General features: G+C 46.0%; 18 protein-coding genes. 15 read left to right on the forward strand and 3 right to left on the reverse strand.

From position 1 onward, the window contains the following. Positions 1-53: 53 nt before the first annotated feature. The 3 genes from ACWJJ5_RS12120 (at position 54) to ACWJJ5_RS12130 (ending at position 1,704) form a co-directional block, all read left to right on the forward strand. Complete coding sequence (locus tag ACWJJ5_RS12120) at positions 54-1,310, forward strand: MFS transporter (RefSeq protein WP_454022433.1); 1,257 nt, start codon at positions 54-56, stop codon at positions 1,308-1,310. Further along, positions 1,276-1,416: a hypothetical protein gene (locus ACWJJ5_RS12125; RefSeq protein WP_238703883.1), complete on the forward strand. Its 141-nt coding sequence runs from the start codon at positions 1,276-1,278 to the stop codon at positions 1,414-1,416. Before ACWJJ5_RS12120 ends, ACWJJ5_RS12125 begins: the two co-directional genes overlap by 35 nt. Before the next feature lie 66 nt (positions 1,417-1,482). Beyond that, the gene (locus ACWJJ5_RS12130; protein WP_454022454.1) at positions 1,483-1,704 is read left to right on the forward strand and encodes an N-acetyltransferase family protein; all 222 of its coding nucleotides are present in this window, start codon (positions 1,483-1,485) and stop codon (positions 1,702-1,704) included. A gap of 59 nt (positions 1,705-1,763) precedes the next feature. Here ACWJJ5_RS12130 and ACWJJ5_RS12135 read toward each other — a convergent pair whose 3' ends face one another. Then, on the reverse strand, positions 1,764-2,390 hold the full coding sequence (locus ACWJJ5_RS12135; RefSeq protein ID WP_017418184.1) for a TVP38/TMEM64 family protein: 627 nt from the start codon (positions 2,388-2,390) through the stop codon (positions 1,764-1,766). 232 nt (positions 2,391-2,622) lie between these two features. Between ACWJJ5_RS12135 and ACWJJ5_RS12140 the strand changes: the two genes are divergently transcribed. The 3 genes from ACWJJ5_RS12140 (at position 2,623) to ACWJJ5_RS12150 (ending at position 4,367) form a co-directional block, all read left to right on the forward strand. Then, positions 2,623-3,357 (forward strand): polysaccharide deacetylase family protein, encoded by a 735-nt coding sequence (locus ACWJJ5_RS12140; RefSeq protein ID WP_202735637.1) that lies wholly within the window; start codon positions 2,623-2,625, stop codon positions 3,355-3,357. Positions 3,358-3,426: 69 nt separating this feature from the next. Next, complete coding sequence (locus ACWJJ5_RS12145) at positions 3,427-4,158, forward strand: SGNH/GDSL hydrolase family protein (protein ID WP_003152845.1); 732 nt, start codon at positions 3,427-3,429, stop codon at positions 4,156-4,158. A gap of 74 nt (positions 4,159-4,232) precedes the next feature. Beyond that, positions 4,233-4,367 carry a hypothetical protein gene (locus tag ACWJJ5_RS12150; RefSeq protein ID WP_003152848.1) on the forward strand — a complete coding sequence of 45 codons (135 nt, stop codon included), beginning with the start codon at positions 4,233-4,235 and terminating at the stop codon, positions 4,365-4,367. Positions 4,368-4,499: 132 nt separating this feature from the next. Here ACWJJ5_RS12150 and sda read toward each other — a convergent pair whose 3' ends face one another. Then, positions 4,500-4,640: a sporulation histidine kinase inhibitor Sda gene (gene sda, locus ACWJJ5_RS12155; protein WP_003152850.1), complete on the reverse strand. Its 141-nt coding sequence runs from the start codon at positions 4,638-4,640 to the stop codon at positions 4,500-4,502. A 357-nt stretch (positions 4,641-4,997) separates the two neighbouring features. On the opposite strand from sda, the gene ACWJJ5_RS12160 reads away from it, so the two are divergent. Genes ACWJJ5_RS12160 through ACWJJ5_RS12195 form a run of 8 tightly spaced genes read left to right on the forward strand, consistent with a single transcriptional unit; the run spans position 4,998 to position 10,003 of the window. After that, complete coding sequence (locus ACWJJ5_RS12160; RefSeq protein ID WP_007408254.1) at positions 4,998-5,516, forward strand: YqeG family HAD IIIA-type phosphatase; 519 nt, start codon at positions 4,998-5,000, stop codon at positions 5,514-5,516. 2 nt (positions 5,517-5,518) lie between these two features. Then, the gene (gene yqeH, locus ACWJJ5_RS12165; protein ID WP_014305454.1) at positions 5,519-6,619 is read left to right on the forward strand and encodes a ribosome biogenesis GTPase YqeH; all 1,101 of its coding nucleotides are present in this window, start codon (positions 5,519-5,521) and stop codon (positions 6,617-6,619) included. 19 nt (positions 6,620-6,638) lie between these two features. Then, positions 6,639-7,481, forward strand: a complete 843-nt coding sequence (gene aroE, locus ACWJJ5_RS12170) for a shikimate dehydrogenase (protein WP_454022434.1) — start codon at positions 6,639-6,641, stop codon at positions 7,479-7,481. Further along, positions 7,475-7,765, forward strand: a complete 291-nt coding sequence (gene yhbY, locus ACWJJ5_RS12175; RefSeq protein WP_003152858.1) for a ribosome assembly RNA-binding protein YhbY — start codon at positions 7,475-7,477, stop codon at positions 7,763-7,765. Before aroE ends, yhbY begins: the two co-directional genes overlap by 7 nt. Before the next feature lie 10 nt (positions 7,766-7,775). Beyond that, on the forward strand, positions 7,776-8,345 hold the full coding sequence (locus ACWJJ5_RS12180; RefSeq protein ID WP_003152860.1) for a nicotinate-nucleotide adenylyltransferase: 570 nt from the start codon (positions 7,776-7,778) through the stop codon (positions 8,343-8,345). After that, positions 8,335-8,895 carry a bis(5'-nucleosyl)-tetraphosphatase (symmetrical) YqeK gene (gene yqeK / locus ACWJJ5_RS12185; protein WP_454021540.1) on the forward strand — a complete coding sequence of 187 codons (561 nt, stop codon included), beginning with the start codon at positions 8,335-8,337 and terminating at the stop codon, positions 8,893-8,895. The genes ACWJJ5_RS12180 and yqeK overlap by 11 nt, the downstream gene beginning before the upstream one ends. Before the next feature lie 17 nt (positions 8,896-8,912). Beyond that, positions 8,913-9,269 (forward strand): ribosome silencing factor, encoded by a 357-nt coding sequence (rsfS, locus tag ACWJJ5_RS12190; protein ID WP_003152864.1) that lies wholly within the window; start codon positions 8,913-8,915, stop codon positions 9,267-9,269. Beyond that, entirely contained in the window at positions 9,266-10,003 is a 738-nt protein-coding gene (locus ACWJJ5_RS12195; protein WP_454022435.1) for a class I SAM-dependent DNA methyltransferase, read from the forward strand. Before rsfS ends, ACWJJ5_RS12195 begins: the two co-directional genes overlap by 4 nt. A gap of 68 nt (positions 10,004-10,071) precedes the next feature. On the opposite strand, the gene comER is transcribed toward ACWJJ5_RS12195, so the two are convergent. Next, positions 10,072-10,893, reverse strand: coding sequence for a late competence protein ComER (comER, locus tag ACWJJ5_RS12200; RefSeq protein ID WP_014305449.1), 822 nt, complete (start codon positions 10,891-10,893; stop codon positions 10,072-10,074). Positions 10,894-10,951: 58 nt separating this feature from the next. Between comER and ACWJJ5_RS12205 the strand changes: the two genes are divergently transcribed. Beyond that, positions 10,952-11,566 (forward strand): helix-hairpin-helix domain-containing protein, encoded by a 615-nt coding sequence (locus ACWJJ5_RS12205; protein ID WP_454022436.1) that lies wholly within the window; start codon positions 10,952-10,954, stop codon positions 11,564-11,566. Positions 11,567-11,623: the final 57 nt, after the last annotated feature.

Below are 11,623 nucleotides of genomic sequence, written 5' to 3' on the forward strand. Positions count from 1 at the left end.
CCTCAAGACTTTATTGTCTTGAGGGCGTTTTTTATTTCTAAGGGAGGGATAAGGTGAAAAACCTGAAGTCTTGGCGGTACCCGATGCTTCTGTTAACCGGAATCGGGATAGCAAATATTGGTGAATGGATTTATTTTTTGTCTCTTAATCTTATTGTCTTAAAAGAAACGGGGTCTGCTTTTGCGGTTTCCATCCTTTATTTAATCAGGCCTGCGGCTGTTTTGATAACAAATGGGTGGGCGGGCAGCATCATCGACCGGTGTAACAAACGGAATATGATGATGTCGCTTGATTTCATCCGGGCTGCATTCATTGCCGTTCTGCCGCTGATGTTTACTGTACGGTCTTTATTTTCTGTTTATTGTATCGTGTTTTTGATTCAAATGGCCAATGCGATGTTTCGTCCGTGTTCCATGGCGTATGTGACGAGGCTTATTCCGGCTGAAAGGAGAAAACGATTCAATTCACTAAGGGCTTTGTCGGAATCAGGGGCTTTTCTCCTCGGGCCGGCTGCGGCCGGGCTGCTTTTTATCGCCGGCACGCCGATTTTTGCGATTTGGGTGAATGCGGGGGCTTTAGTGCTGTCCGGTTTCATCACGATGATGCTGCCGAACCTTGAAAATGAGCCCCACGTACATTCTCCCGCACAGAAGCTTTCTTTGGCAGTGTACAAAGAAGATTGGAAGCTCGTCTATCGCTTCAGCCGAACGGCGCGAAACGTCATGATCATTTATTTTTTATTCAGTCTGGTCATGACCGTTATGCTATCCGCGCTTGATTCGCTTGAAGCCGCTTTTTCAAAAGAAGTTCTTCAGCTGACTGATGCCGATTACGGTTTTCTCGTCAGTGTCTCTGGGGCAGGGGTTATTGCGGGGGCGCTTGTCAATGTGTTCTTTAATAAAAAAATGCCGGCTTCTTTATTGATGGGAATGGGCTCTTTATTCACAGCGGCAGGATATATGATTTATGCGTTTTCTGACGTTTTTTGGACGGCTGCTTTCGGATTTTTCCTTCTCGCTTTTTTTCTGGCGTTTGCCAATACAGGCTTTCTGACGTTTTATCAAAAGAATGTTCCGGTGGACATCATGGGGAGAGTGGGGAGCTTTTATTCATTAGTCGAAGCCGTCTTCATTATATTGATAACGGCGGTTTTCGGAGCGGCGGCTGTCAGTTCTTCCGTCCGCGGCATCGTCATTGCAGGGGCTGCTGTTATGCTGGCCTTGGCAGCCGTTTTATGCTCGTTCTTATTTGCGGCCTCAAAAAGAAGGACTCCCGATGTATTTCAAGCGGATCAATTTAAACAAACATAAAGAGACGGCCGTTTCATTTCGTGAGGATTCGTTTTTCGTCAGCTTTGGCACGGCGGATCATTTTAATAAGGATGAATATCTCAGATGGCTGTCATCCCAAATCTAATGCTCACCCGACAATTTTAAGCTGCTTCTTCATAACGGGCAACCGATCGGACAGCTTGAAGCTTCCATCAAATTTTACCGCAGCCAAAAAATCGGTTATGTGCACCTTTACTATATGACTGAGCAGCAGAGGGGAAGAGGGTGCGGAACAAAACTGCATCAATACGCGAATCAGTTTTTCAGAGCGAACGGTGTTTCGGAATATCACCTGAGAGTTTCGCCGGGCAATGAAGCGGCTCTGTCATTTTTACAGAAAGAAAAACATGGAAGTGATCGGTTCAGAATGTAACGGAAAAGTTCTCAGAATGAGAGGAGCCGTACCGCCGGAATAGGGGGGCGGTACGCGCTTCATTTTCTCGTTGTTTTTAAAAGACCGGGAAACTTCTTATAAATGACCGCCATTAAGACGAGCATATACATTCCGTAAATCCCGAAAGACAGCAGTTTGTTGCTTGTAAATGAAGCGCCTGCGACGGTCACGATCACAATGTTCGGAATTTTGCCGAGCACCGACGCAGAAAAAAAGATCGGCCATCGTATGTTACTCAGCCCGCAGACGGTATTCATGGCAAGCGACGGTATAATCGGAATCAGCCGCCCGAAAAGCACCGCCGTAAACGCGTGCTGATGAAATGAATCTTCATATTGAGCCGCGGCCGGGTAAGCCACCAGCTTTTTTCTGGCCCAGTCTCTGAATCCGTACCGGACGAGAAAAAACAATGCCATTGTTCCGAGCATCGCGCCTGACAATGTAATCCACACTCCGTTTACAATCCCGAAAACCGCTCCGTTTAAGGCTGCGATAATGGCGAATGGAACGATCGGAAAAAATACGTCAGCTGCGACCAGAAGGATACTCATAAGCACGGCGTACATGCCGCCCGCGCGAATCATGCTGAGCCAGACGTCTTTTTGCATAAAGCCGATCATCACGACAGCAATGATGACGGCAAGACTGAATCCCTTTTTTATCATCTGTACGTTCACCTCTTTTCAATTAGTATACAGCACAAATCTATCTCCTTCTATTAAAATAAGCTGTCCGATAAGCGTACTTGTTTATCAGCATTTGCCGTTCGATGAGAAACGGCTGCACCCGGATTTGGACAAAAACAAGCGGGAAGCGGGATGTACATCATTTGACGCAGAGAATGATTTTTTATAAAAGGGGACACGTTAACAGTAGTGTTTACTGGAGGTGTAAACGTTGAGATGCTTTCATCTGATCATCATGATATGCGTCCTCACGAGTCTCACTGCCGTGTCCGCCGATGCGAAATCTTTAAAAAGAAGTGACATGGAGAAGACGGGAAACGTGTACTGGGATATAAGGTCTGAAAAAAAGAAGCTATCTTTAACCTTCGATGACGGCCCCCATCCTGTCTATACGGAGGCTGTGTTAGACGTGCTGAAACAGCACAATGTTAAAGCAACCTTTTTTTGTATCGGGAGCCGTATAGACAAATACCCCATAACGGCAAAACGCATCGTTGAAGAAGGACATGAAATCGGCAACCATACGATGAACCATGTTTATTTTCACCGTTTAAAACGCAAAGACATTTTACAAGAGCTTCACAGCTCCGCGCATCATATCAGATCGCTGCAGCCGGAAGGGGACAAGTTATTCCGCCCGCCGGGAGGGTCGTTGAATCATACGGCTTTCAAAAGCATCTTAAAAGAGGGCTATCATATCATCATGTGGTCATGGAACCAAGATCCGAGGGACTGGAAAAGGCCCGGAAAAGGAAAAATCGTCAGGCACGTTGTTTCACATGCCAGAGATGGAGATATCGTTCTTCTGCATGACGGCGGAGGAAATCGGCGGCAGACGGTTGAGGCTTTGAAAGAAATCATTCCCCAGCTGAAAAAGCAGGGCTACACGTTTGTTAAGGTTTCGGATTTGATCGGACAGGATTCCGGTCCTTTTCATATCCAGTAAAGAGAGCGCCGCGTTGAAAGCCGCCAAAGAGATGTGTACCATAGGAGGTAAGGTTTGGAGGGAGAGAAAATGAAGTTTGCTGTTCTTTTTATTACGATAACCTGTCTGTTATCAGGATGCGCTGCGGGCAAAGAAAAAAGTGTTGTCGCGTTCGGCGACAGCAATACGCGCGGTTCCAACTGGGATTATCGTGATTATCCGAAGGCGCAGCAGTGGGTAAACATTTTAAAAACAGCGGAACGCGGCCGTCTTACGGTTATAAATGCGGGAATAGGCGGCCAGACGACTGAGGATGCGCGCCTGCGCTTTCAAAGCGATGTGCTGGAGCGTAAGCCCCAATATTTATTTATCATGTTCGGAACAAATGATGCGGGCATTTTGACGGGAGATCAGCCGCGAGTATCAAAGAAACGGTTTAAAGAAAACCTGACTTATTTCATAAACGAAAGCAGAAATCACGGCATAAAGCCGATTTTAATGACGTGCATCCCGGTTATAGAAGGAAACGGAACGCATCATCTCTATTACTATTCGAGATATAAAGCCTCAGCCTTTAAAGAAAAAGGCGGCGCGAGAACATGGCATAATTCCTATAACGGCGTTACGAGGCAGGTTGCAGCTGAGTTGAAAGTGCCGCTGGTGGATAACTGGAAACACTTTATACGCGCGGACGGCGGCAAAGATACAGACCGGGCGCTGATCCAATCCGGACTGATAGATCCCTCCGGAAATCATATGACGCCAAAAGGCGCCAGAATCTTAATTGAAGGCATAAAAAATGGGCGGGTTTTGGAACGCTGACGCCGTCAGCTGCCTAAACCGTTTTGCTTCTGCTTCATAGGCTGTAGAAAAAACATCTTTTGGAGGCGATTGCTATGAACCGCGGTTTCCCTCCGCAATATCCTGTATGCCCGCCTCCTCGGGTGAATGCGGGGTACTGGTACGCATTTTTTGTTGTGCTGCTCGTCGTCATTCTCGTCCTGGGCGGTCTGTATTGGTTCAATATATAGCAGCCGTCCTCTTAAACACCTCTATTTTAGGGGTGTTTTTTGTTGAAAGTGGTAGTAATGCGCATAACCGAAGTGATATAATATCAGTCATCTGAGTAAAAAAAGGAAATTCGCCCGGGAATTTTTTTCTGTTTAAGAAGAAACGGAAATAATGTGTCCGAGCGATCTTCTTTTGATTTCGTTTTCAATTAACTCGATAAATTCACGGCTCAAATTCATTTCATTGGCTTTGAAATAAGATTCTATTAGTAATTCATCAGAAAGCTTTCTCATGCCGGGGACCCAATTAATGGGAGTGGCACCTCCTTACAATTGTAATCAATCATCAGACGCAAGCATATGATGGAAGGTTGCGTTTCAATCATGGTGAGGTTATCTTTAATCTACCATGAAATACAAATAAGAACAATCGTTCTGTTATCCACACTTGTAAGTGGATAACTTGTTAGTATCTTGTTTATAATCTGGATAAATCCGGATGTAATAAGAGTGGATAATGTGTGTAATTTTATCCACAACTGGTGAAGAAACCCAATTTTTGTCGAAATTTTTTTACTGAGTCCGACTTTGTTTTTAAATCTGACAGGTTTCGACATATAGATGATAGAAAGAAAAGGAAGGGTGCGGGTTTTGTTAAAAAAGTTTTTTTTACCTGACGAATTTGTGAAAAATATATTTCATATCACACCGGAAAAGCTCAAGGAACGCAATGTGAAAGGGATTATTACAGACCTTGACAACACGCTTGTGGAGTGGGACAGACCGAGTGCGACACCTCGATTAATCGAGTGGTTTGAAGAAATGAAGGAGCACGGCATTAAAGTCACGATCGTCTCCAATAATAATGAACGAAGAGTGAAATTATTCTCGGAGCCGCTTGGCATACCGTTTATTTATAAGGCAAGAAAACCGATGGGGCGCGCCTTTAAAAGAGCCGTCAGCAGCATGGATCTGAAAAAAGAAGACTGTGTGGTCATCGGCGATCAGCTGCTTACTGATGTTCTCGGCGGAAACAGAAACGGGTATCATACGATCCTCGTCGTGCCTGTCGCTTCCTCTGACGGAGTCATGACGCGCTTTAACCGCCGGATTGAACGGAGAATATTGAGTTCTTTGAAACGTAAAGGCCATATTCAGTGGGAGGATTAGGAATGGAAAAGGTTGTTTGCATCGGCTGCGGAGTAACGATCCAGACCGAGGATAAACAAGGTCTCGGATACGCGCCAAAGGCATCGCTCACGAAGGAGAATGTCATTTGTCAGCGCTGCTTCAGACTGAAAAATTACAATGAAATTCAAGATGTTTCATTAACGGATGATGACTTTTTAAATATCTTGCACACAATCGGCGATACTGACTCTCTAATTGTCAAAGTCGTTGATATTTTTGATTTTAACGGAAGCTGGATAAACGGGCTGAACCGCTTTGTCGGCGGTAATCCGATCATTCTTGTCGGTAATAAGGCCGATATCCTGCCGAAATCCGTAAAGCGGGAACGGCTCGTCCAATGGATGAAACGCGAAGCGAAAGAATACGGCTTAAAACCCCTTGATGTCTTTTTAATCAGCGCTTCCCGCGGACAAGGGATGAAGGAAGTCATTGACGCCATTGAACATTACCGCGAAGGGCGCGATGTGTATGTGGTGGGCTGTACCAATGTCGGCAAATCCACATTTATCAACCGGATTATTAAAGAGGTCTCAGGGGAAGAGAATATTATTACCACCTCTCAATTTCCGGGCACGACGCTTGATGCGATTGAAATCCCGCTTGATGACGGATCTGCGCTTTATGATACGCCGGGAATCATTAACCATCACCAGATGGCGCATTACGTGGACAAGCGTGACTTAAAGGTGCTGACACCGAAAAAAGAACTGAAGCCGCGCACTTTTCAGCTGAATGAAAAACAAACGCTTTATTTCGGCGGGCTTGCCCGGTTTGACTATGTATCAGGCGATAAAACGGCGTTTGTCTGCTATATGCCGAATGAATTGATGATTCACAGAACAAAGCTTGAAAATGCTGATGCTTTATACGAAAAGCATGCGGGAGAACTGCTTACCCCGCCCGGAAAAGATCATTTGGATGAATTTCCGGAGCTTACGGCCCACACGTTTACGATTAAAGAAGGAAAGACGGATATCGTTTTTTCCGGACTCGGCTGGGTCACGGTGCAGCAAGCAGATAAAAAAATAACGGCATACGCTCCGAAAGGCGTACACGTATTTGTCCGCCGTTCATTAATATAGAGAGAAGGGGAGAGGGAGCATGAAACAATTGTACGGAGTAATCGGAAATCCGATCGGGCATTCAATGTCACCCGATATTCATAACGCAGCTTTGCAAGATAAGAACATCAACGGGCAGTATTTTGCGTTTCAGGTGGAACCTCGTCATCTCAAGGACGCCGTTAACGGAATCCAGGCGCTTGGCATCTGCGGAGTGAACGTCACAGTTCCGCATAAAGTCGCGATCATGGAGCATCTGGATGAAATACATGAAAGCGCGAAAGTACTCGGGGCCGTAAATACCGTCAAAAGAGAGGGAGACAGGCTCATCGGGTATAATACTGACGGAGATGGGTTTTATAAATCCTTAGTCAAAGTATTGGACAAACCGATATCAGAGCTCTCCATCCTCATGATTGGGGCGGGAGGAGCGGCAAGAGCGATTTTTACGACGATCGTCCGCAGAGAGCCGAAACAATTTGACGTTTGCAACCGCACGCCGGAAAAAGCAGAAAGTCTGATTGCTGCTGCTCCCTCTTTTCAGCAGAAACGCGCCCTTACTTTAAAAGAAGCTGAAAATCAGCTTGAACAATATGACGTCATTATTCATACAACATCTGTCGGCATGTATCCGAAAACGGATGCCGTGCCGCTCTCATTGGAACGGGCCAAAACGGGCGCCATCGTTTGTGATATCGTATACAACCCGATTCAAACGGCGTTCTTAAAAGAAGCTGAAAAAAGAGGTTTAACAACCCTTGACGGTGTCGGCATGTTTGTGGAACAGGCTGCACTGTCTTTCAAGCTGTGGACGGAACAAGAGCCTGACAGCGGCTTAATGAGAGCAATTGTTGAAGGAAAACTAGGAGGAACACAATGTTAACAGGAAAACAAAAACGTTTTTTGCGTTCAAAAGCGCATCATTTAACGCCTATTTTTCAAGTGGGAAAAGGCGGAGTCAACGAAAACATGGTGAAACAGATTGCCGAGGCTTTAGAAGCAAGAGAGCTGATTAAAGTCAGCGTGCTTCAAAACTGCGAAGACGATAAAAACGATGTCGCAGAAGCGCTTGTGAAAGGCAGCCGCTCACAATTGGTGCAGACGATCGGAAATACGATCGTATTGTATAAGGAATCAAAGGAAAATAAACAAATCGAGCTTCCGTAAGGTGGTTGACATGAAGAAAATCGGAATATTCGGGGGCACATTTGACCCTCCGCACAACGGACATCTTCTGATGGCTAATGAAGTCCTTCATCAGGCGGAGCTCGATGAGATTTGGTTTATGCCTAATAAAATCCCGCCGCATAAGCAGAATGAAGACTTTACAGACAGCCGGCACCGGGTGGAGATGCTGAAGCTTGCCATCAGCTCTAATTCCTTCTTTAAGCTTGAGCTTGCGGAAATGGACCGGAAAGGCCCTTCTTATACCTATGATACCGTCCGTTTACTGAAGGAGCGGCACCCGAACGACAAGCTTTTCTTTATTATCGGGGCGGATATGATTGAATATCTGCCGAAATGGTACAAACTGGACGAACTGCTCACGCTCATTCAATTTATCGGGGTGCGGCGCCCGGGGTATCATATTGAGACCCCGTACCCGCTGCTTTTTGCCGACGTTCCGGAATTTGACGTTTCGTCAACGATGCTGAGAGAACGTCTCAAAGCAAAAAAGCCGACGCAATACTTAATGCCGGATAAAGTGAGGCAGTATATAGAGGAGAATGATTTATATGAATCGTGAGGAAGCACTTGCCTGCGTCAAAGAACAGCTGACCGAGCATCGCTACATCCACACAATCGGCGTGACAGATACGGCGGTTATTCTCGCAGGCCGGTTCGGAGCAGATCCGAAAAAAGCGGAAATGGCGGCCATTTTTCATGATTATGCGAAATTCCGGCCGAAAGAAGAAATGAAGCAGATCATCGTGCGGGAAAAAATGCCGGCGGAGCTCTTGGATTACAATGCCGAGCTGTGGCATGCCCCTGTGGGAGCGTATTTGGCTGAGAAAGAAGCGGGGATCACTGATCCTGAGATCTTGGATGCAATCCGCTATCACACGTCAGGGCGTCCCGGAATGACCCTTTTAGACAAAGTCATCTACGTTGCGGATTACATTGAACCCGGCCGCCACTTTCCCGGAGTGGAAGAGGTGCGCCGTCTGGCGGAAACAGATCTGAACGAAGCGCTCATACAAGCGATGAAAAATACAATGATATTTCTGATGAAAAAAAACCAGCCGGTCTTTCCGGATACGTTTGCAACCTATAACTGGCTGGTGTCTCAAAAATGACAGGAGGAATATGGAAAATGAATCAAGCTTCCGTATTAAAAATCGCGGCAAAAGCATGCGACGATAAACGTGCAGAAGATATTTTAGCGCTGGACATGGAAGGAATCTCACTTGTAGCGGATTACTTTTTAATCTGCCACGGGAATTCTGATAAACAGGTTCAGGCCATTGCGCGTGAAATTAAAGATCAGGCAGAAGAAAACGGCATTGATGTCAAAAAGATGGAAGGGTTTGATGAGGCCCGCTGGGTTTTAGTTGATCTCGGCGACGTCATTGTCCACGTTTTCCATAAAGATGAAAGAAGCTACTATAATCTTGAAAAGCTATGGGGCGACGCGCCGCTCGCAGAGCTTGAACTCGGCTTGAACTCATGATTTACCAAGGCTTCGCCGGTGTATATGACGAGTTAATGTCCCATGCGCCGTATGATGAATGGGCGGGCTGGATTGAAGCGTCTCTTCCGGAAAAGGGAAGGGTGCTTGATCTTGCCTGCGGAACCGGAGAAATATCCATCAGGCTTGCTGAAAAAGGCTGCAAAGTCACGGGAATTGATTTGAGTGAAGATATGCTGAGCTGTGCCCAGCAGAAAAAAACGGGAAAGCCGATTCTTTTTCTCCAGCAGGATATGAGAGAGCTTTCCGGTTTTGAAGAACAGTTTGATGCCGTAGTCATCTGCTGTGATTCCCTAAATTACTTAAAAACGAAAAATGATGTCTTAAGCACCTTCAAAAGTGTTTTTCAAGTTTTGAAGGAGGGCGGCCTGCTTCTGTTTGACGTCCATTCCCCGTATAAAATGACGGAGCTTTTTCCGGACAGCACCCATGCGGATCAGGATGAGCAGATCAGCTATATCTGGCAAAGCTTTGCCGGCGATGAAGAGCTTTCTGTCATCCATGATATGTCCTTTTTCGTATGGAACGGACAATCTTATGACCGCTATGACGAGACGCATGAGCAAAAAACATTTTACATTGAAGAATATGAACAAATGCTTGCAGAGACCGGATTTGAACTGAAGAAGGTGACGGCTGATTTTACAGACCGGCCTCCTTCAACAGAGTCTGAACGTCTTTTCTTTACGGCAGGCAAACCAAAAACCATCGTTTAAACGGAACGATGGTTTTTAAAATGCATTTTTTGCGATTGGCGCGATAAAGCTCTTTATGGCATACTCAGTTACACGTGAAATTGCTTCTTCACTAACGATATATCTTCATCGTATTTGTCATGTGTACGCTGAAAGACACGATTGAACATATCCTGAACACCGCTTTCGAGAGCCTTCAGTCCTTCTCCGGTGACGCCGCCTTTTACGCATACTTTTTCCTGCAAGGCGGGAAGCGTGTAATGCCCCGTTTCAAGAAGCTTTCCGAGACCGACAAGCATTTCTGTCGACATAATCACGGCTTCTTCTTTGGTGATGTCCGTTTCTTCCACTGCCGCGTCAATAAAGCGCTGAACGAGATAACTCATAAAAGCGGGTCCGCAGCTGACAATGTCTGACGCCGCTCTTGTAATGCCGCTGCTGATTTCAACAGGTTTTGAAATATGAGTGAACAGCGTTTGAATATCCGCTTTTGCAGACTCGCTGCAGCTTTTGCCGAACGTAACAAGCGAGACGCCGGCCAAGGCGCGGTTCGTAATGCTCGGAATGACGCGGGCCGTCTGACACGGAACCGTATGTTCAATCTGATCCGTCTGAACGGGGCTGGTAATGGAGATTAAAATGTGATCTTTCCGTAAATGCGGTGTGAGTTTTTTCAGCAAAGGATATATATCCAGCGGTTTTACACAAATGAATATTATTTCATTATCCTGTACGAGCTTTTCCTGATCCTCGGTGACATGGATGCCGCTGAAACGTTCTTTTAGTTTTAATGCTTTTTCGATTGTTCTGTTTGTGATGGTGATATGTGAGGGATCGGCAGCGTTTGATTCGATAAACGATTCAATCAGGATCGTTCCCATGTTTCCGGTGCCGATAAAGCCTATTTTCAATGAATTCCCCTCCTTTTTCCCTTAATCCTCTAAACCTTATGCGGGGAGGCAATGCAATATGACGAAAGCGATGATGACGGAGCGGCTGCGGCGGAACCTGAAAATTCTGGGCGCTTGTCTTGCGGCAGGGGCGGTTTTTATCTGTATTTGGCTGTTTCGTTCTGAAAAGGAAGAGCAGGTCAAACAGCAGTCCGTGCTCGGCCAAACAGCCTCGGCATCCGTCGCGGACAAAAAAGACACCGCAGACGATAAGATTATGATTGATGTGAAAGGTGCGGTCCGAAATCCCGGCGTGTATGAAATGAAAGCGGGAGACAGAGTGACGCAAGCCATTGAAAAAGCCGGAGGCCTGAAGAAAAAGGCGGATGAATTGAATGTTAATTTAGCAGAGCAGCTGCAGGACGGGACGATTGTTTATATTCCGAGTGAAGGCGAAGAAGAGAATCACCCGAAAACAGCAGCGGGTGAAAAGGAGAATGCAGCTGTCAATATCAATACGGCATCTTTGGACGAACTTCAGGCGATTTCCGGGGTGGGGCAGAAAAAAGCGGAAGCCATTATCGCCTACCGAGAAGAAAACGGACGGTTTCAGACTGCTGAAGATTTGATGAATGTATCAGGCTTTGGAGAAAAGTCATTTGAGCGGATAAAAACTTCCATTACGGTAAAGTGAATTGACGGTTCTGCTTAAATCTATGTAAACTTAGGAAAGCAACAAGACTTTTTGGAG

The organism is Bacillus sp. JK74, from assembly GCF_053663395.1.